Genomic DNA, 19868 nt, shown 5'->3' with positions numbered 1-19868 from the left:
TTTGGATTTTTAAGCTGCCGTCCAGGTCATCGTATCGACTCCTTCCAGCATCATTTTTTTTAGAACAAAATCAACACTTTCAGCGGGGGGCAACCTTTCGGTTTTGGACAAGGTGATGGATGCGGCCAATTTTTCGGTTACTATGGCCCGCCAGCTTCCTCCCTCACGATTCTTGGTAGTTTCGTCCGTAGTGCTGTCCATTCCCCAGGACAACATTCCCGTTTCATCCAGCGAAGCGGTAAAGGGAACGCCCTGGGCTTTGTGTTTTTTCAAAACAGGCGCGAGCATTTCGGCGGCTGCTAACAGTTGGTCCAGTTCCGTGAAGTAGGACACAAATTTGTCAGGCCGGAGCAGTCCCTCGCGGTTCATGCCAATTTTGAAACTGAATGCCTGGGATTTGGTCAGGACAGAAATCGTTTTCTCAAAAACCTCCGGCAGCTCTTCTAAAACGGGACTAATGTAAATTTTATAGATGGAATGTGGCCTCGTATCGCGACGCCTGGAATGCTTGCGGCTCCATGAGATCCAGCGGTAATCCGGATTCGGTTCGTGCTTGTTCCAGTTTCCCAGCAGCTCCGGGTTCATCCGGTTATTTTTTCCAATTCTTAAAAATTCCTCTACTTCTTCCCATGTTCCCAGCGCATTGGCTGGCACAAGGAAGAGAGGCATTGTGTTGTATGCGTAAAGTTTGCTTGCGAGCGAAGCCTGATCCGCTTCTTTCAGCAACACCCCGTACTGGATCGCCGCAGTTGATATTTCCAGCAATGGATGCCAACGATCCATACTTGCTTCCTGAGCTTTATATAGGAATTCGTGCGCTGCAAAACCCGAATAAAAATGCTGACCAGCCTGGATTTCGAAAATGCCTTCCAGCACGAGTTTGGCCATCGTCAGGTTCACATCATCATCATACCCGGATTTAAAATAATGTGGCAATTCACCCGCATGCTGCAAAAAATAGAACAGCAATGCCACTTCTTTATAGGCCAGCTTGGCACTGCCGGCGGCATCGATATGCTTCCGACGGAACAGGCCGAAGAACTCAGGATCTGTGTTTAAATCCGCAAGAGCACGAAGCTCCTGCGGATTTAAATTTCCCTGCTCAACCAATTCAAATGCCGGATTTGACCGGAATGTTGCGTGCAAAAGAAATTTGACTTTGATCATCAGGCTGTTGTTTTATCGGTTTCCCCGCTGCGCACGCACTTCCTCAATGGCTTCCTGCAACTTCTTTTCAAGCATATCCAGCTGGTTCGGCGCATCCTGAATTTTTACATCGACATACCTTTGAAGCTCGGCCAGATTGGTCTTGAATTCATTGAGTTCCGTTTCCTCCAATTCATCAACCACTTGCTGATAAGGTGTTCCGGTTTTCCAGATTGTGAAGTCGGTAGGTATGAATGAAGGCAAATGGCTGCACGCAATAACGCTGCAACCGCCGCAGGTAAATGCAGGACAGATTGTAGGCCAGTGACAAAATGAGTGGCCGGGGCAGTTGAAGACCGTCGGATTCGGACAGAGGAGCGAAGGACTTGTGATCCTGCAAAGGGTTATCTTATTGGGATCAAAATTTACTGTAACGGCAAGGTCTTTGAATTTGAAAGTTTTCATGTCTCTTATTTTTATGTATGGCTAAATAGTCATGGTCCCGACTTTTTATCCGGAAAATATCGGGTGAAAACGTCATCACTAAATCATTAAACTACCCCATAGCGCACCTCCTTTCATCAAAAAAAATGACGTATTTTCAACATTAAGCAGGGCAGGAAGAGGCAAAGCCGCGCGATCCTGATCCGCTGGTAATGTTTATTTTGTTATTTTTTATCTAGCCAAAATTATATTCAAACGCATCCGTTTTTAAGCGTCAGATTACCCTATTTACAAATCAGGTAATCTGGCGCAAGCAGGTAAAAACACGTTTTACGGAATGGGTATTTTGCAGTTGTGTGGGGGGAAAGCTGCGAGGGAGAGGGGTTGGAGGGGAGTAATGGGCAGTGTTGACAAAGGGAAGTCTTGATGGAAAGGAAGTTAGAGCTTTATCGCAGCAACTAACTCGTCACACTCAGTTTCAAGTTGCCCCCTAAACCTTCTCTGACAATCCGCATCAAAGTTGAAAGTCGGATATCACTGGCGTTATTTTCAATGCGGGAAATATATGTTTTCGTTGTACCACACCTGTCAGCAAGTTGTTCCTGGGTTAAACCTTGTTTTTTTCGCAATTCCTGAATCATAGCGCCTAATTTGAAAGCTTCAAATTCCTCTTCATATTCCTCTCTTCCTGCCGTTCCATGCTGTCCGTACTGATCGTCCAGATGCTCGGAGAAAGATGTAAGTTTCTTATCTAGAGTCCCGTTGTTCATCGAAGTATTGTTTTTTTAGTTTTTCTGCCAAAACCAGTTCATTCTTAGGTGTCTTTTGTGACTTTTTTTGAAAGCCGTTGAGCAGTATAATCAGGTTTCCTTTGTCAAAAAAGCTGAAAACACGAAAAATGTCCGACCCCACCTCGACTCTGATTTCATAAATTCCAGTCGAGTTGGACATGTGCTTGAAATACTTGTCAGGCACTTTGTCAATGGTCGCAATGAGCTGCAATGTCCAGTTAAATTTTTTACGAACATCGGGTTTCAGCTCCTCAAAGAAGTCCAGATAATATCTTTCGTAATAGAAGATATCCCTAATAAAGTGTGTGCTCATTCAACAATGTTAAACAGGACACAAAGTTAGCTAATTAGGTAACATTTCTTGAAGTTGCGCTTACCTTTTTTTAATTTAACAATAATTTGCAGGGCATTATAAAATACAAAAAGGCGACTTAACAGCCGCCTTTCTACTTGGTAACCATAAATACCCCTACTTCACAAGTGTAGCTTCAAGTTCCACGCATAGTGTTTCATAGAGGGTCTTTACCTCGACGACTGTTGAAACTTGTTTTATTTCGTTTTTGGTGACCCATTCGGTGAATGTGTCGAAAGCCGCGAAGAATTCGGGGTGGTTGGTTGTATATATGTTCAGGCGCGCGATGTTTTTTAGTTCATATCCTGCCTGACTTACAACTTGTTCGAGATTATGAATGGCCAGCAGCAGCTGGGTGCGCATATCGGCGTCACTTGATGTTCCGTCGGGATGTACAGCTGCCTGGCCGGCGCAGTATAATGTGCTTTCGATATGCTTCACTTCAACGCCCTGATTGTAAGAGCGATCATCCTGCCATTTCCAGGGATTAATGATTTTCTTTTCCATTTTAAGCTGATTTGATTTCCAGTGCAAACCTAATACTCGCATCTGAAATCAGCCTGTGACCTGCGTCACGACTTTGGTGTGCGGTAGGTCACACTACAAGTCGAGCCGGCTGAGCGTTTCGCGGGAAACACCCAGATAAGCAGCGAGTTGTGTCTTGGGAAGCCGTTGCAGCAGCGTCGGGTGCTGGGCAACGAACTGTTTATAGCGCTCCTGGGCGCTGGATGTCATCAGAGATAGGATCCGGCGTTGACCTGCAAGAAAGCCCGCCATTACTTTTTCCAAAAAGAAATGATCGATCTTAGGCAGCCCGGTGCGTAATGCATTGAAATTGTCGAGCGACAAACATAAGGCCTCAGTATCTTCCAGGCATTCCATGGAGAGTGTGGCCTTTGTGCGGGTGTAGTAGGCTTCGAAGTCATTGTCCCACCAGTCTTCCATAGCGAAGGCCAGGATGTGCTGTTTTTCCGTTTCTTCGTCTGTATAGACGAGTTTGGTTAGCCCCGACAACAGGAAATAGTTATAGGGCACGAGCTCTCCGGGTTGCACCATGAACTGGTGTTTTTTGAACTTCCGGCAAACAAAATGCTGCTCAACGAATGCAAATTCTTCGTCCGTTAAGAGCACCAGCTTTTCGATATGTTGCCGTAATTTAGGATACGTCATCTCACTGCATATTTGGAAAGGCAAAGATTGAATTTACTTTGGAGAAAAGCGATAATTCAGTGCGGTTGGTGCTATGCCAAACTTTTTCTTGAAGGAATGGGAGAAATGGGAAAGGCTTTCGAATCCCAGATCCAGGTAAATGGCTGAGGGTTTTTCGTGTTTGGTTTCGATCAAATGTTTGGCTTCGTTCAGCCTTTTGTCTTGCAGCCACTGCCGAGGCGGAGCTCCGAATGTTTTCAGGAAATCGCGCTTGAATGCTGCCAGGCTACGGCCGGTCAGCTGTGCGAACTTTTCAACAGGGACATTGAAATGAAAGTTATTGAGCATGAACCGTTCCAGGTCGATCTTACCCGGGCTTGAAAAGTCAAATAAAAAGTTGCGTAGTGTAGGAACCGCAAGAAGTAGCAATTTGATTCCTTCCTTTATTTTCAGGATACCCATTTCGTCCGTCATAGCCGCTCCCGAGTTTCGGGCGTAGGGAACAATGGATTGAAAATATCCCTGCAGGAATTCATTTAACGGGATGAGCATATTGGGCGGACCCACATATTTGTGATCCGCCTCAATTTTTTCTTCCAGCACAATCCGCCGGAGCAGTTCTTCCTGCAGGGATATTACAATGGTTTCATAATGAGCGCCAGGCACTGAACCTTCGGGTCCGGAATATGCTTGTCCTGGACTTGCCAGTCCGGGACTTGCCAGTCCGGGACTTGCCAGTCCGGGAGTTGCCAGTCGGGGAGTTTTGGTGAGCGTGCCCAGCTGGTTTCTGCCGATCAGTAGCAATTCTCCTCCGGTCATTGAGATCTTCTGGGAAGACGTTTCCAACACGAATTGTCCTGAAACCTGCAATACCAATGTATGGTGGTTCCAGAAACAGACCTTCTCTCTCCGTTCCGTAGAAAGGTAGGAGTAAAAGATAACACCGGGGAGAATTTCTGCTGGACTGGTCATTTAGCGTTGTAAATAGGTGCCGCCAAGGATAGCACCGATTGCAAAAGTAGTGTTTAAGGTGTTCATTTCTTCCGACGAAAACACAATATCCATGGCAGCCATATTCTCCGGCAAACGCGACCTGCGGCTCATGCTTACCAATGGCATCATATGATCACCCTGCCCATTCACCCAGGCAATGGCAAGCTGTGTGGGTGTACAGCCTTTATCAGACGCCAGTTGCTTTAATACTTCGACTTTTTCCAGATTATGGATGAGATTCTCGCCTTGAAAACGGGAAAAATGGTTGCGGTAATCGTCAGCGGCAAGCGGTGCTTTCAGGTCACCAGTCAGTAACCCTTCCGCAGTGCTGGCAAATGCCACAACGCCAATACCCAGCTCTTTTGCAGTCGGGAGCAGCTCAGTCTCGATCTGACGCTCGGCCAGTGAATAGCCAATTTCCAGCGCGCTTATCGGGTGGGTGTTATTGGCTTTACGGAGTTGATCAGCAGAGATCTCCGACACGCCAATGTGACGAACCTTGCCTTCCTTAACCAGATCGGCGACTGTGCCGATAATGTCTTCCACAGGCACGCTGTCGTCCATCCGGCTTGGCTGGTAGAGGTCAATGGTCTCAATGCCCAGGCGGGTCAAAGAGTAATTGATGAAATTCTTGATCGCGATGGGACGCAGATCCATTCCGAGCCACTGGCCATTGTGAAAAATGGCACCGAATTTTACGCTGATAAAAGCGTCGTCCCGCCTTCCTTTGACGGCTTTGCCTATCAGCATTTCATTATGCCCGGCGCCATAGAAGTCTCCGGTGTTCAGAAAGTTAATGCCGCTATCCAAAGCTTCATGGATCGTTGCGATACTTTCTGTTTCGTCAGGTGTAGGTCCGCCCCACACGGAAGACATACGCATACAGCCCAAACCAAGTTTGGACACAAACGGGCCGTTCTGGCCCAACTGAATTTTTTTGATGTTTTTCATGATGCAAAGTTCAGCTTTCACACCACATGACGAGTTGCCTGCACGGCTCAAATGTTTTGTCTGTACGGCTCATTCTAACAGAGCCGTACAGACAAAAACTTAAAGGGAATTTATCCAAAAAAACAGGAGCATTGCGCAGAATAGAACCTTACGCTAATCAGATCTGATAGAACTTCACTGTTCCATCGCCTTCATTGCTTGTTACCAGCACGCCTTTGCCATTCGGGCTCTTTGCCGGTGCAATGTAGAGAACGCCTTCGGGAGCATCCCCGGTTTTGATCATCTGAAGGAATTTGGGAGCCATGGGATTGCTCAGGTCATAGGCCGCAACAGCATCCACACGTTCAAGTGCAATGAAAGCAACGGGCTTATTATCGATCATGCCAATTGTGACACCTTCCGGCTCAACGCCTTTGTCATCCGAGCGGTCATCATCATAAATACCAGCCTGAATTGCCTCCTGTTCCAGCATGCTTCCGGAGTCAAAAACCAATTGACCGCTGGCAGCATTAAAAATACTGAATCCACGACCGCCAAAGCCATATAGCACATCGTAATCACCATCATTGTCGATATCACCACGCGTGCTGGTTACACGCAGACGGCCAAGATTTTCAGGTTTTTGCAGGTTAACTGCGTCCGGGAATGCAGTAGCGTCAAGTTTAAGTGCGCTAACGCGCTTCTGCTCGTCAAAGGCAGTGTACTCGCGGGCATCGCCCTCGTTGGCTGTAATCAGATAGTCCGAGCCGTTCACGCTGAATGGCGCGATCGCATCTGGCAGGTAGAATGATCTTACGGGCCAGGTAGCCAATGCAACTTTGCTGTCCTTATCGCTCGCATCCATTGCGTTCACCAGTTTGCTGATGTCCTTTGTGCCGAGCGGGTGCAGCTTCAAAATTGTTCCGGAAGTCAGATCCAGTTCAGCGATACCATTGTTTTCTTGTAGTGTTACAAAAGCTTTTTTAGAATCACCCGAAATCGCCACGTATTCGGGCTCAATGTCTTGTGCAAAGCTGGCACCCGGACCGAAAACACGGAAGCCGTCAGCAGCCAGCTGGTTGTAAGACGAAGCAAATGAGCCAAACGACAAAGTTTTTACGCTATAATTCTCATTAACATTAATAATAGAAACAGAACCTTCAGGATCAACCGTGTAATCTGCATTTGGCTCACCTTCGTTGGCCGTTACAATGTATTTTCCGTCCGGACTAAAAGTAACCATATCAGGCAACGCGCCAACAGTAACTTGCTTGATCGTTGCCAGCGTAGCCGTATTCATCACAATTACGCTTCCGTTTGCCTGCTTATTGGTTGCTTCCAACGCAATCGCCAGTTTCCCGTCGGACACGGCAACGCTGTTGGCAACGCCACCCAGTGAGGAAATATCGATGGATTGCAACCTGGATACGACCGGAAATGCGGAAAGGTCCATTACATCTACTTTTGCAGCAGACTCATTGTTCACCGTGAAAAGCCGGCGCGAGGCAGGATCATATGCTGAGATTTCGGACGCAGCGGTTCCTCCAAGGTCAATAGAAGCCACTTCTTTAAATGCCACCGGCGTTTGCGGCTCCTGCGGAAAATGATCCGTACAACTATTCAGGGCTACCGACAGCAATGTCAGTGCGAGTAAAGGTTTGTTTTTCATCTTAATGTTTTGAGTGTTGAAAAACAAAAATAGATACCGGCAATCGAGGAGCAGATGGATTTGCAAAGCTTAACAATTTGATAATTAATCAAGTCTGCTGCCACAGTTTGTCCATTTCCTGCGACAAAGTATTTAGAGTTGAAACATTACCCGACGCGCTTTTCGTCTTCCTTCAAACTAATCCTCATTTAAAACCAATCCTTATTTATGAAACACGGTATCTTAATGTTCGCACTTCTTTTATCAACTGCTGCCTTTGCACAAAAGGAGGCCGCATTCTCCGAGCCCGAAAAAGGTGAAATACAGGCTGGGTTGATGCTCGGTGCAGGGGTCGGGAATTCTTTCGGAGCCTATATCCGCGCCACTCCTTACACGCACAAGCATTGAGAGATACACCACCCGCTTGAATTATGGAATGGTTAACGTAGGCTTGGGAGCCGAGTATACCATTAATCGCAGATGGTATATCTACGCTTTGGGAGAAGGAAATATCAGATCAAATTCGAGCAAGGTTGCTACTGACCGCTATAATGTAAATGTCGGCATTGGTTTCCGTATCAAATAAACTGTATCGTTTCTGTTACGCCAAAGTTGGCCATATGTGAACAAAACTTTTAGTCCTTTGCTCTTCCGTTATTGTAATTGATACGGTAGGCATACTTTTTTACATTGGGTTGTGACCTGTGCTGGTAAGTCCCGCACGCAGTTTTATCACCACTTAAACAATCATTACTAATGAAAATTGCATCAACATTTATGGCGCTGGCAACCGTAGCAATGCTATGGGGCTGCGGATCCAAATCTACCGACACCACGGACACTACCGAATTAGCAGACAGCACCAACGAGGCTGTTGCCGACACTGCTGCAAGCGACTCCGCATCGGCCGTTGCCGAAGATGACGCTGAATTTGCCGTAGAGGCAGCGAATGGAGGAATGGCGGAAGTTGCACTGAGCAAAATTGCAGCCGACAAAGCAACCGACCCAAAAGTGAAAGAATTTGCAAAACAAATGATCACAGACCATTCAAAAGCAAATGATGAGCTTAAAACGTTGGCGGGTAACAAGAATATCACGCTGCCTGCTGCGCCAAATGCAGAGAAACAAAAAGCAGCTGCTGACCTTGGCGGCAAAACCGGAAGCGATTTTGACAAAGCTTATATATCGCAAATGAAGAAGGATCACGATGCAACAGTGAAACTTTTCGAAGATGCGCAGAAAGATGTGAAAGACGCAGAGCTGAAAGCTTTTATCGACAAAACTTTGCCGGTGATTAAAGCACATGCCGAGCATGTTAAAACGCTTGATAAGACAAAATAATTTTTGGTAAGCGTTTTTGAGGCTGGCGGTCACGAATGTGGCCGCCAGCTTTTTTTTGCATTTCTGCTGGCATAATTTTTAGTAAAGCACCGATCTATTCGATCTGTCACAAACTAAACACTTCATCTTATGAAAATGATCAGCACCAAATTACACAGCATCATTGATTATTCGACGAGCATTTTGTTCATAGCAATGCCCTGGATAGTTGGTTTCAACGAAGTTCCGGCTGCCACCTGGGTCCTCATTGCGGTAGGAGCAATGTCCATTACGATGTCACTCTTTACTGACTACGAAGGGGGCATGGTCCGCAGCCTACCCATGCATGTACACTTGAATGTGGACGTGGTTACAGGTCTGCTGCTGGCTGCATCGCCCTGGATTCTCGGGTTTGCAGACCAGGTTTACCTGCCACACGTTATTTTGGGCCTGTTTGAAACAACGGCTGGGTTGCTAACGTCTCGCTCGTCGCATGAAACCCAGGAGAGCCCGCTGGAACGCAGTTAACAATCTACAATTTCCCTTATGTTCAAAAGCAAGAAAGCGCTTCAGGCCGTCATTGGAATTCTGGCTGTTGCCCCGTTGGTATCCGGGCTTATAGGGTTGTCGGGGATCCGCAATCCGCTTTTTTCTGAGGCGCTGCCTGCTGACCTAATTTTGGATAGTAACCTTCGCTTCCTGAATGCCATGTCCGTTGCCGTGGCCGTTTCTTTCTATTGCGTTATACCGGTTATAGAAAAAGAGACATTCGCTTTCAGGGTAGTTTGCGGTGCAGTATGGCTGGGCGGGATCGGAAGATTAATATCAATCTACGATCTGGGTGTTCCGCCTCTTTTTATAATTGGCTTTCTGGCTTTGGAGCTCCTGGCGCCAATCCTGATTATTTACTGGCAGAAACAGATTGCCTTGCCGGTAAAACGAGACGTTATATAATGTAGAAAACTCTTTGATTCAAATTGGATAAACCATGAATAAACTCATTCCGTTATGTGCGTTAACACTGGCCCTGCTAAGCTGTGGTGGTAAAAACTCATCATCGAATGTGGAAGCGCCCGGCGATGAAAAGTCTGCGAAAGACAAGACTCTAAATGTAGGGGCGGATTTGATACAGGATAAAACCCCGCTGAAAGGGTTCAATGCTTACCTGGATGGGTTCCATTTTTATAATGGAAATATGAATTCACAAATGGAGGCTCACCATTACGTGAACCAGATTAATGAGGATGTTTACCAGGCCATTATTTTTGATGGCAACGGGAAGGACGCCAAAATCATGGGGGTCGAATATATCATTACCGCGAAAATGTTTGCTCGCCTGAGTCCGGAAGAGAAAAAATTATGGCATAGTCATCACTTTGAAGTCGGTTCTGGATCACTCATTGCACCGGGCATACCGGAAGTTGCAGAACACGAGCTCATGGAAAAACTGGTATCTACCTATGGCAAAACCATCCACACCTGGCATACCGATCTTGAAAAAGAACTGCCTGTTGGTTCCCCAATGATCATGATGGGGTTTACGAAAGAAGGGCAACTCAACGCGGGCATTCTGGCTGATCGCGATAAGCGATTCAATATCTCGTCACAGAAGAAAAAACAGAATAGAAAGGACATCCCCGTTCCTGCGGTTGATCCCGGCGCAAATGCCTGGGAGAAAGGTGAGATCAGGCAACTGGTTATCACAAATAAAAGTGACTCCTTGGCCCATAAACATTGACCGACCCGACCATACGCAATGCAATATTAGTGTATTTAAAATATGGCGGGCCGCAAGAGATCCCTCGCGGCCCGCCGTATTTTACTTTATCTATTTCCCGGCCGTTGACCAGATTTGCTGGAACCTTTGCCCGTTGTGTCCTTGCCACCCTGAACAGTTGATCCCGATTTTTTCCTGTTGGCTGAATTTACACCAGTATTTTGCGGATTACTGGCCGCCGGGACGCTGTTCGTTTTGTCGATGTGCGTGGGCGGGGTGCCGGTGGTTGCCTCACTGGTTACGCTTCCTCCCTTATTCTGCTGTGCCTGCTTACTGGTCTGGCTGCCCGTTGCGGCTTTCTGTTTCGATTCTGTTCCCTGTTTCTGCGTGGCAGTGGATTGTGCCATGAGCGATCCAGCCGAGATCAAAAGTGATAGTGCCAGATACATTGTTTTCGTGTTCATAGTCTTACGGTTTTAGTGAAGATTAATCATTGTTTTTGTACTAAATTTTAAAAGAGCATGGCTACGTTGGCATAATTAATCAGAGGCGATCTTAGATAATTTTCGTGCCAAACAGCACCGACGCGGGACAATTTTTACTATGCAAATGCACAAAAGCAGACATGGAGGGAAGACTGCTAAAAACGAAAACCGCTGCAAGAATCTCCTGCAACGGTTTTTGTTTTTTACATAAAATTTTGGATTGATCTGTACGGCCCAGTGGTCCGTTCCATCCAATGCTTATCTGTTGATCAGCACTTTCTGACGATCTATTTTTCCATTTTGATAATAAATTGACAAAACATAAATGCCAGCAGGCAAATTACCGACCGAAACGGTTTTCGCAGTCCCGATTTGTGACTTGTAAACCTGTACGCCTTTGACATTATGCAGTTCAACTGAGCTGATCTGAATCGTCGAATTGGTTTTGATAGATAACAGATCCGACACCGGGTTAGGGTAAATTTCAAGAAGATGCGCTCCTTCAATACCTACAAAAACGATATGGCTGTATGCAAAAGTCTGATCCGTATCGATCATTTTTAACCGGTAAAAATTATCCCCTGTATTAGGCCTATCATCTTTAAATGTATAATTCAAAGTCACCGAGCTTTCGCCCCCGGATTTTTTGGTTGCAATCGTTTCCCAGCTTTTCCCCGTGATACTTCGCTCAATTTCAAACTTTTCGCTGTTTGTTTCCTCACTTGTCCGCCACTTTAACACCACAGCGTTTTCCTGGCGCGATGCCGAAAAATCGATGAGTGTGACAGGGAGCGTACAGTCACGGAATACGGACAATGTACTGGAACATCCGTCTTTTGTAACAGTAAGAATGGCCGTTTCATTGCTCGGTATATCGATCACGCTATTTCCTGAAATCGTGCCCTTGTCAGTTGTGACTGTTGCGCCTGCCGTAGCCGTGAAAACCACCGAATACGTATTTAGATTAAAGGAACAGCTGTATGCATCCGGACCCAATGTAATGGTTGGTGTTTCATTTACAACAACAGTAGCACTTTGTCCGGAAACAGCTGTCGTTGCGTCACCTGCACCACTGACATTGATCAGCTCATAGGTAAAACTTCCGGCTGCTGCGGTGGAAACTGCAACGCTGGCTGTTGTATTCGCTCCGGTTGTAGTCACTTGCAGGTCGGGACCGGCGTTTATTTTATAGGTAAATGTAAATGGCCCCACACCATCAACAGCCGTGAAGGTAACTTGTGGAGAAACAGCACCAACGCAAGCAGAACTTCCTGCTGATATAGAAGCTGTTAAGCTATTAGCAACTGTGATGACGGCTGTCTGTGCCGACCCAGGTGTCAATGTGCATCCCTGCGCGTCGGTGACGCTGACAAGTTCATAGGTGAACACACCAACGCTTGCAGTAGACTGAGTAACGCCAACCGTCGTTGCCGCACCGGCTGTGGCTATCGTAGTTGCAGTCCCATCATTGATTTTATAAGTAAAAGTATAGGGAAGCGTTCCACCGGTTGCACCAAAGGTCACTACGGGAGCGGACGCACCCTGGTCAACAGTCGCTGTGCCTGAGATTGTAGAAGCGGTAATTTCGTTGACGGTCAATGTAGCTGCTGCTGAGGTGACGCTATTGCACGGATTGGAAACAATGCATTGATATTCCGAATTGTTATCAGTTACCGGCACATTTGTCAACGCCAATGTTGCAGTGTTTGCACTCGGATTTGTGCTTGCATCAATATCAGCGAATGCGCCGCCAAAAGGCTTTTTCTGCCACCGGTAGTTTGTTACTAGGCCCGTTGCGGCCACAGTAAATGAAGCGTCCTGGCCGGCACAAATCAGTCGATCCTGCGGATCCTGCGAGATTACCGGGGCCGGGGTAGGCGTAACTGTCACTGTAAATGAGCAAGTTGCATCCGTTCCGATTCCGTTGGAGGCGTTCACCTCCACGGTGGTCACGCCAGCGGGGAAAATATAGGGGAATGTGATCGGACTTCCCGAAACGCTGTATACAACTGTTGGCGCAGGACATCCTGCAACCGTCGCTGGAAGCGATAGGGTTGCAGTACAGGCGCCAGCGTCCGGGTCTACAACCTGGTTGGTAGGGCAGGCACTGATCACCGGTGCTGAAACGATGGCTGTAATCGTAGGATCGCTCGATCCTGGCGCGCCGGGATCGTCTGTCAGGACGGTGCTAAAATCATTTCCGCTCACAGATCCCTGATTGGTGACCTCGCAGGTTGTTACAGGGATATCATTGTTTACCGTCACCTTGAATTTTACGATCACATTCGCACCGGCAGGCAGTGAAAAGCCACTCCCGGTGCCATTCACAGTAACAGTTTCGCCAGCCGTAGGAGCCGCTGTTCTGGTATTGGACTGAACCTCATTTGCCTGGTCAGGTTCATTTGTATTCGCCTCAGGCTTTGTATCTGAAATTGCTGTTGCTGATTGAATTGAATCTGAAACATTGTCAGCATCCGGCGGCCCTTGTCTTAATGCCGTTTCTTCTGCTGCGATTCTCAGTGCCGAAACATTAGGCACTGCGCAGGTTTGGCCTGTATTGTAACTGGTTGTACCTGAGCCGCCAGAGAGTAGAAATGCATTTTGCGGCGTATTCCCGTTCCCACTCCACACTGCTTGGGGCGTATTGCCCGCACCCTGAAGAATGATCTGATTCCCGGGCGCACCCGGACGCAGGCGCAACGCAACGCCCGTAGCCGCCGCTACATTGTTACTAGCAATGTAAGTGCAGAGTTTGCCCTGGTTATCCGAAAAACTTGAGATAAAATTGACATCAATGTCGTTAAAAGCGTTCGGTCCGGTTGTGATCGTATTTCCGATGATCGACAAGTCACTTTTGGTGTTGCTATTCGTAACGTAGCCCGAAAACCCAATGCCAAAGTCATTCAGGATGCCAGACACCGTGTTGTTGCTGATCTTGACAATCCCTTTTGCAGTAGGGCCTTCCGTATCAAAGTAAATTCCCGATCCACCGCCACCATCACTTACCACGGTATTTCCGTCTACAGTTCCTTCATGCGTGGAATTGTTACTCACCTTGAGGTTGATCCCCGTGCCATTTTTGCAACGGAAATTGTTTCCTATAATGTTGTATTTCAATGATGAGGTGCCCGTACTTTGCAAATCAATGCCAATTGAAGTGAGCCGGGTCACACCGTTGAGCGCCAGGTTATTCACAACTGCGCCCTGAATGTCACCCACCAACTGGGAATTATTATTAGAAATCATTTTTATGCCTTGTGTCTCGCATCTGAGAAACTGGCTGCCGCCTGTGATCTTCAAGTTCATCTGCGAATTCCCGTAACCCTCCATCAGAATTCCGCCGTTGTTGGGGGAATCCGTAAAATCGGAATTATCAACGGTCAGAAGCGATAAGTTGGAGTCTGTATTTCCAAAATACGCAACCCTACCCGAAGGCGCATTAGCAATGGTGCTGTTGGCAAAAGTGGAGTTGGTAATAGAAGCCGTCCCGGTAGTATTTGTCGCGAAAATAGCACCTTCGGTAGCAGCGTTTCCTGCGTTCTGCACAGAACTGTTGCTGATTGTCAGATTGTTGACGCCCCGCAGGTTAATGCCGTGTTGGTTCGTGGTGCCGGTAATAATGATTCTTTCTAATTTAAATCCATTCACAACATTGGCATAAACAGCCGCGTTGCATCCTGAATTATCGGATGTCCCGCATCCCCCGGAATCTGAACCATTGGCATTAATGAGGTTAATGTTGTTCAGCGTAACACCGGCCGCATTGGTGAATTCAATACCCCGTGCGGAAATGTTCTGGATCGTTCCGGCCGAGCCGGCCGTAGCGCCTGACCCTGTGATCTGAAAAGTCCCCGTAGTGCCGGACACCGCTATTCCCTTGGCTGCATTGCTGCATGATACCGCCGCCAATGTAACATCAAGACCCAGCGAGCTTCCTGCGACGTCAATAGCAGCAACATTGGCCGACGAAATTGTTCCGGAGCCGATTTTCAAGTTTCCGCCGACGGATGAAATGTCAATCGGGCTAACCGGTCCTGAACCCACATTTGAAGATAGTTCCGAAAAATCTGCTGCCAGCGTAACATTGGCCAGGTTAAGCGCACTGCCGTTGCCGGTTAAGGCTATCTCGCTGATGGTAAGCAGTCCTGCTGTTGATCCCGCAATTTTCGCTCCTCCCGAGTTGCCGATGTTAAGGCCGCGGATTGTATTTGCAGCGGCAGTAGTAATCACATTGGCGCCGCCGGAACTTGTTAATGCCGGGCGGTTGCCGCCGGTTGCGGGAAGAAGATTGTTTCCACTTGGCGTGCTGTATCCGGAGATCGCCAGCAAGGACGCGCCTGCGCCCTGACCAATTACTTTTTGCTGGTTGAGCAGCGCGACAGGTCCGGTATAATTTCCCTCGTATAGAAAAATGGAATGTCCCGCTTGCGGATGCAGCGCCGCGCCATCATTAATAGCTGCAAACCCTGCCAGAGAAGTGAATGGCTTTGCCAGTGTTCCGTTTTCGCCGCTGGCGCTTGCAGCAGAATTTACGAACCATATCGCGCTGGTGGTTGCAATGGTGACCGTTGCTGTCGAGGTCAATCCCGATCCGTTTTGCAATGTGTAGGTAAATGTGTCGTTACCGGTGACGCCTGCGGCCGGTAAATAAGTGAAAGCACCCGTGCTATAATCGAGGGTAACTGCCCCTCCCTGGCTTGTCGCAATTTCTCCGGATCCCACGATGCTGATGGAAGCACCGTTGGGGCTGCTGTCATTGACAAGCACGCCGCTTCCCGCAGGAATGTCCAGTCCTACATTTCCTATCGCATTGTAAACATCATTTTGAGCAATAGGACTCACTTTAAGGGATCCCGGGACGAGTGTTGTGTTGGCATCGATCTGATCTGTAAAAGTGACGCCGCTTGCGTCCGTGCCGCTATTGGTGATTGTCACTGTGTATTCCAGTTCGTCCCCCACAGAAGCGCCCGGCAAGCCCGTGTCGTTGGTAAGTGCATAGGTATTAGTGGCAGAAATAGTGGGCGCAAAAAGCATTATCTTATTGGCCTTTGTTCTTTTGAACGGAACAATTGACTGTGATTTGCTTACTGGTGTCGAAGTTACCAGAGCAGCCTTTTGAAGTTCTGAAATTGGTGGCTGACCAGAATCGTTGATGAAAAGTCCTGAGACGAGCATAGCAGCCCCAGCTAAAAAGAAGTATAAGTTTTTCATTATTTGATTTTTTGAGTAAAGAACAAGGGCATTGTCGAAAGAGACAATGCCCTGGAAATCAGGAGAAGACAGCCTCGTATTTTACGCCGCCCTTATCCCTTGCGATCGGGACCAGAAACACTTCCAGCGGGCCTGACTGAGGATATAAAAGCTTGTAAATTCCTTGCTGACGGGGATTTTGGTCGCCCGGGGTTTGCAGTACTACCGAAAAAGCGCCTCTTTCCAGCGGAGAGTAGGTTTCAAGTTCGGTTATTTTTTCCACACTGGCCGCAACAGCCTCACCATTCGCAAATTCAATGTTCAGCGTCTGACCCAGATGATCCTTGAAGTCCTGGGCAGTTAGTTTGCTTAAATCGTATGTTTCCATTCCATTAAATGATAGACTCCGTTTGTTTCGCTTATTTTATTGAACCCGAGCCGGTTATAAAGGTTTTTTGCGGGGTTGAAGCTTTCGACATGTATGCTCAGCGGTTTTTCGGATTGGGTCGAAAGCTGCATCAGATCTTTAAGTATACTGCTTCCGATCCCGTAATTCCGAAACGCGGGAAGCAGGGTAATGTCAATGATCCGCATGCCCCGCCCTTGAAAATTTTCATGCACATACAGCCTGCCGGCACTCGATTTATTTTTACAAATCACCCAAAAATCGGCTCCTGAATAGTTTTTCTGATAATGGCTGTGCTGCGCGTCAAACTGGCTTTTGATAAATTCATGCTTCATCGTCTCGCTCCATCCGGGCACTTTACTCATTTCTTCCTCCCGCGTACTCGCATACATGGCAAGCAATGAGGGCATATCTGACTGGTCGATGCGGCGTAGCGTTATCTCCGGGTGGCCTGGCGTAAATTCCATTAATCGGTAAAAATTTTCAGTTGATAAATTTGGGTGATGCGTGCAGCGCTACGGCCGCGGTGGAAACACTCCTTGCAGCGCTATGCAAAAATAGGTGGTCAGATAAGGCTGCATATTGTTGTGCGGCTGACTGCCGCCTGCCTCGCCGATTGAGCTGGCAGACATATAGCCATTCGGACTTCCACCGAGAAACACAGCACCATTAACAGACCTTGCAATCGTATGTCCCGATGGGTCCGAAATTTCTCCCGGCTGCGGTGTAATGTTTACTGTGTGCCCATGCATAGGGATTTCCGATTCCAGGAGCGTGACCGTTTCCGAGCCCCCGCTTTCTCCCAGGTCGTGAAGCGATAGGCCAGGGCCCTGGCCGGGATGCATGGGCGCGCGTCCCTGCAGGTCGGGCAATGCAAAATTGGATTTACCATCACCGCCATACGTCGTACCCAATAGGGAGAATAATGCTGTATTTTGTGAAATGGGAAGATATTGTCCGTCGCACCACGCCCAGCCTTTGGGTGAAAAATTGAAAGGGACCATTCTAATTTCTGCTACAAATGGATCTGCCATTATTAAATATGTTTGAGGTTATAAAAAAGGGATAGGAGTATGCTTAGGTAGGAGAGGGGAATATGCCAAAAAGTGAAATGATAAAGCTCACACACAGATAAGGCTGGAAGTTTGTATGCGGTAATGAGCCTCCGGTAGGACGAATGCTAACCGGGCTCATTGCGGCAGGAGACGGTGGATCGCCCATAAACATCTTCACCGAAGACGAATTTCCGATAACAGCATTGAGAGGTTGAGCAGAATTTGCGCCATCCGCGGAAGCAAACATGGGGTGCTCATGTGCCGGGATTTGGTTGACTATCAGCGTAATTTCTTCCGCGCCCCCGGGTTCGGCCAGCATAAATCCGTTTCCCTGGTGCACCGGCAGGCGTCCACGCAGGTCCGGAAGACAAAATGTAGACTCTCCATCCCCACCATAAGTAGTTCCGATCAACTGAAAAAGGGTCTCGTTTTCGGAGATAGGCAGAAGTTGCCCGTCGCAAAAGGACCATCCGAGAGGGGCAAAATTCCCTGCGAACATCCTGATTTCTCCAATATAAGGCTGCGCCATTATTTTTTTTAATTTAAATGATGGAATAAAAGACCGCTAATGACTAATTCTGGCTTGGAAAAATGCCCTGTAAAGCGATGCAAAAACTGATTGTGAGAAACGGCTGCATGTTTAAATGCGCCTGACTGCCACCGCCGCCGCCAATGGTATTTGGAGCAAGCTGGACCAAATTGCCTGCCGTATTCTGATAGAGGTCGTTGGGTTTGGAGTTGGAAAACAGGTTGTTGAGGGGATTGTTTACATTGTTGTCTACGCTCCCGGTATCCAGTTCGTTCAGCAAATGCGAGTGTTTGGGAAGCTCAGCGACGCTTAGGGTGTGGGCCTGTTCACCGCCCCGTTCTCCCAGATTATGTCCCGCGCCCACGTGAATCGGCGTGCGGCCGCGATAATCAGGCAGTGCAAAACTGACACGGCCATCGCCGCCGAATGTGGTTCCCAGAAGAGCAAAAAGGGCCTGGTTCTGGTTAATGGGCATTAACTGCCCGTTTGCCAGCGCCCAACCCTTGGGAGCAAATGAAAAACTGACCATTCTGATTTCTGATAAAAATGGTTCTGCCATAAGTAAATAGGGGTTAAGGTAAAATTGGAAAAGAAGAAGCCCGATACAATCCGAGCAAAATATTTACGTCAGTAATATTGAAATATTCTGACAAAAAGTATAGAAATTCTTATTTTGCGGTAAATGGCAAAATCCTCCGGTAATCTTATTAACTGACTGACGGAGGATCTAAAAGTCGGGAGGTGATTTCGCCTGTTGGGAGAATTTATCGCGTTATTTACTTGGAACTACTGCGATCACATCCTGCCAGCTATTCCAGCCTTGCTCCGCCCAATATATGACGCGCCCTTTTTTGTTTTTTTGTATAAAATTAAAAAGCCACTTTGGGTTCGTGAGCGAATCTCCATAAACAGTTGTACCATGCTGGTGGCAGTAACCAAATCCGGTTGCGAGATAGCCCGCTTCTATGACATGCCTGCGACGGCTTCCCTTTTGAACATGGCCGTAGCAAAACCGCCCATGCGTTGTAAAAATTAAAACGCCATCTTCCTTCAATAACGATATCAAAAATTCATACAACTCTTTGAATCTGTTGCTGGATAAATGAGTGAAAAGCGAGCCTACCCAAATCACATCGAATTTTTCAGAGACATTAATTTCCGCAAACTTGTCTTTTGACAAAAAGATTTTGGCATCGAAAGTTTTAGCACAAAAATCCAGATGTCGCTGTGTGATCTCACTGCCGTAGAACTCAGCATTTGGAAAGTATGCTTTCGAGAACCGCATGACTCGTCCATAGCCACACGGGAAATCCAAGACATGTTTTACCTGCAATGGATCTTTTCCTGCACTGAGCAATGCTGCTGCAATGTTTTGCAACGCAGAAATTCCCGTTTGGAAATACGCTTCCTCATGACCTTTTACGAACATCTCGTCGTCCGGGTCAATCGTTAAATTAATCTGTGACGCGCCAAGCTGTTTATCAAATACAGACTTGCTCAAAAGTTGTTCTACTAAATTCGATAGCATGATAGGTAAGGTTTGATTATAGTGCCTATTTTGGAAAGTTCGCGTCTGATTTTACTTTGCGTATTTGTCTTAAATGCCGGTCTACGTGTCCCCATTGATAAATGCTTCATTTTCAGTTGAGTTAAAGTTCAACCTAAAACTAGTGCAAATCAAAAAGCGGAAAGAAAGCAATGAGGAAACGGTCG

23 protein-coding genes are annotated in these 19868 nt (G+C 47.3%); 6 read left to right on the top strand and 17 right to left on the bottom strand.

The genetic code is table 11. The features are described from left to right. Positions 1-9: 9 nt before the first annotated feature. From LZG74_RS22315 to LZG74_RS22275, 9 genes are all read right to left on the bottom strand, one after another. The gene (locus LZG74_RS22315; protein ID WP_233798703.1) at positions 10-1167 is read right to left on the bottom strand and encodes a hypothetical protein; all 1158 of its coding nucleotides are present in this window, start codon (positions 1165-1167) and stop codon (positions 10-12) included. A 12-nt stretch (positions 1168-1179) separates the two neighbouring features. Beyond that, on the bottom strand, positions 1180-1611 hold the full coding sequence (locus LZG74_RS22310) for a hypothetical protein (RefSeq protein WP_233798702.1): 432 nt from the start codon (positions 1609-1611) through the stop codon (positions 1180-1182). A 437-nt stretch (positions 1612-2048) separates the two neighbouring features. Next, positions 2049-2360 carry a helix-turn-helix domain-containing protein gene (locus LZG74_RS22305; RefSeq protein WP_233798701.1) on the bottom strand — a complete coding sequence of 104 codons (312 nt, stop codon included), beginning with the start codon at positions 2358-2360 and terminating at the stop codon, positions 2049-2051. Beyond that, the gene (locus LZG74_RS22300) at positions 2338-2694 is read right to left on the bottom strand and encodes a type II toxin-antitoxin system RelE/ParE family toxin (protein WP_233798700.1); all 357 of its coding nucleotides are present in this window, start codon (positions 2692-2694) and stop codon (positions 2338-2340) included. The genes LZG74_RS22305 and LZG74_RS22300 overlap by 23 nt, the downstream gene beginning before the upstream one ends. A gap of 156 nt (positions 2695-2850) precedes the next feature. After that, positions 2851-3240: a RidA family protein gene (locus LZG74_RS22295; RefSeq protein ID WP_233798699.1), complete on the bottom strand. Its 390-nt coding sequence runs from the start codon at positions 3238-3240 to the stop codon at positions 2851-2853. Between the two features lie 93 nt (positions 3241-3333). Then, a complete protein-coding gene (locus tag LZG74_RS22290) occupies positions 3334-3903 on the bottom strand; it encodes a Crp/Fnr family transcriptional regulator (protein WP_233798698.1) in 570 nt (189 codons plus the stop codon). 33 nt (positions 3904-3936) lie between these two features. After that, complete coding sequence (locus LZG74_RS22285; protein ID WP_233798697.1) at positions 3937-4854, bottom strand: AraC family transcriptional regulator; 918 nt, start codon at positions 4852-4854, stop codon at positions 3937-3939. Further along, entirely contained in the window at positions 4855-5826 is a 972-nt protein-coding gene (locus LZG74_RS22280; protein WP_233798696.1) for an aldo/keto reductase, read from the bottom strand. It abuts the gene before it with no gap. Positions 5827-5983: 157 nt separating this feature from the next. After that, the gene (locus LZG74_RS22275) at positions 5984-7474 is read right to left on the bottom strand and encodes a choice-of-anchor I family protein (protein WP_233798695.1); all 1491 of its coding nucleotides are present in this window, start codon (positions 7472-7474) and stop codon (positions 5984-5986) included. Positions 7475-7681: 207 nt separating this feature from the next. Here LZG74_RS22275 and LZG74_RS22270 point away from each other — a divergent pair, with 207 nt between their 5' ends. The 6 genes from LZG74_RS22270 (at position 7682) to LZG74_RS22245 (ending at position 10511) form a co-directional block, all read left to right on the top strand. After that, positions 7682-7861, top strand: coding sequence for a hypothetical protein (locus LZG74_RS22270; protein ID WP_233798694.1), 180 nt, complete (start codon positions 7682-7684; stop codon positions 7859-7861). A gap of 28 nt (positions 7862-7889) precedes the next feature. Continuing rightward, a complete protein-coding gene (locus tag LZG74_RS22265) occupies positions 7890-8039 on the top strand; it encodes a hypothetical protein (protein WP_233798693.1) in 150 nt (49 codons plus the stop codon). A gap of 170 nt (positions 8040-8209) precedes the next feature. Further along, positions 8210-8794: a DUF4142 domain-containing protein gene (locus LZG74_RS22260; protein ID WP_233798692.1), complete on the top strand. Its 585-nt coding sequence runs from the start codon at positions 8210-8212 to the stop codon at positions 8792-8794. A 129-nt stretch (positions 8795-8923) separates the two neighbouring features. Further along, a complete protein-coding gene (locus LZG74_RS22255) occupies positions 8924-9301 on the top strand; it encodes an SPW repeat protein (RefSeq protein ID WP_233798691.1) in 378 nt (125 codons plus the stop codon). Positions 9302-9319: 18 nt separating this feature from the next. Beyond that, positions 9320-9727, top strand: coding sequence for a DUF4345 domain-containing protein (locus LZG74_RS22250; RefSeq protein ID WP_233798690.1), 408 nt, complete (start codon positions 9320-9322; stop codon positions 9725-9727). 34 nt (positions 9728-9761) lie between these two features. Next, entirely contained in the window at positions 9762-10511 is a 750-nt protein-coding gene (locus LZG74_RS22245; protein ID WP_233798689.1) for an OBAP family protein, read from the top strand. An 86-nt stretch (positions 10512-10597) separates the two neighbouring features. Here LZG74_RS22245 and LZG74_RS22240 read toward each other — a convergent pair whose 3' ends face one another. The 8 genes from LZG74_RS22240 to LZG74_RS22205 all read right to left on the bottom strand — a co-directional run bounded on the left by LZG74_RS22240 (position 10598) and on the right by LZG74_RS22205 (position 19683). After that, a complete protein-coding gene (locus tag LZG74_RS22240) occupies positions 10598-10954 on the bottom strand; it encodes a hypothetical protein (protein WP_233798688.1) in 357 nt (118 codons plus the stop codon). Positions 10955-11233: 279 nt separating this feature from the next. Further along, the gene (locus tag LZG74_RS22235; RefSeq protein WP_233798687.1) at positions 11234-16186 is read right to left on the bottom strand and encodes an Ig-like domain-containing protein; all 4953 of its coding nucleotides are present in this window, start codon (positions 16184-16186) and stop codon (positions 11234-11236) included. Positions 16187-16244: 58 nt separating this feature from the next. Beyond that, complete coding sequence (locus tag LZG74_RS22230; RefSeq protein ID WP_233798686.1) at positions 16245-16553, bottom strand: DUF6916 family protein; 309 nt, start codon at positions 16551-16553, stop codon at positions 16245-16247. Then, positions 16535-17038 (bottom strand): GNAT family N-acetyltransferase, encoded by a 504-nt coding sequence (locus LZG74_RS22225; RefSeq protein WP_233798685.1) that lies wholly within the window; start codon positions 17036-17038, stop codon positions 16535-16537. The genes LZG74_RS22230 and LZG74_RS22225 overlap by 19 nt, the downstream gene beginning before the upstream one ends. Before the next feature lie 48 nt (positions 17039-17086). Then, complete coding sequence (locus LZG74_RS22220) at positions 17087-17605, bottom strand: phage tail protein (protein WP_233798684.1); 519 nt, start codon at positions 17603-17605, stop codon at positions 17087-17089. A gap of 43 nt (positions 17606-17648) precedes the next feature. Beyond that, on the bottom strand, positions 17649-18155 hold the full coding sequence (locus tag LZG74_RS22215) for a phage tail protein (RefSeq protein WP_233798683.1): 507 nt from the start codon (positions 18153-18155) through the stop codon (positions 17649-17651). A gap of 43 nt (positions 18156-18198) precedes the next feature. Beyond that, complete coding sequence (locus tag LZG74_RS22210; protein WP_233798682.1) at positions 18199-18714, bottom strand: phage tail protein; 516 nt, start codon at positions 18712-18714, stop codon at positions 18199-18201. Positions 18715-18927: 213 nt separating this feature from the next. Continuing rightward, positions 18928-19683 carry a class I SAM-dependent methyltransferase gene (locus LZG74_RS22205; protein WP_233798681.1) on the bottom strand — a complete coding sequence of 252 codons (756 nt, stop codon included), beginning with the start codon at positions 19681-19683 and terminating at the stop codon, positions 18928-18930. Positions 19684-19868 lie beyond the last annotated feature (185 nt).

The organism is Dyadobacter sp. CY327 (genome assembly GCF_021390415.1).
In the GTDB taxonomy this organism is placed as follows: Bacteria; Bacteroidota; Bacteroidia; order Cytophagales; family Spirosomataceae; genus Dyadobacter; species Dyadobacter chenhuakuii.
The sequence above is the reverse complement of the archived record's forward strand: the minus strand, read 5'-3'. Positions and strand labels throughout refer to the sequence as shown.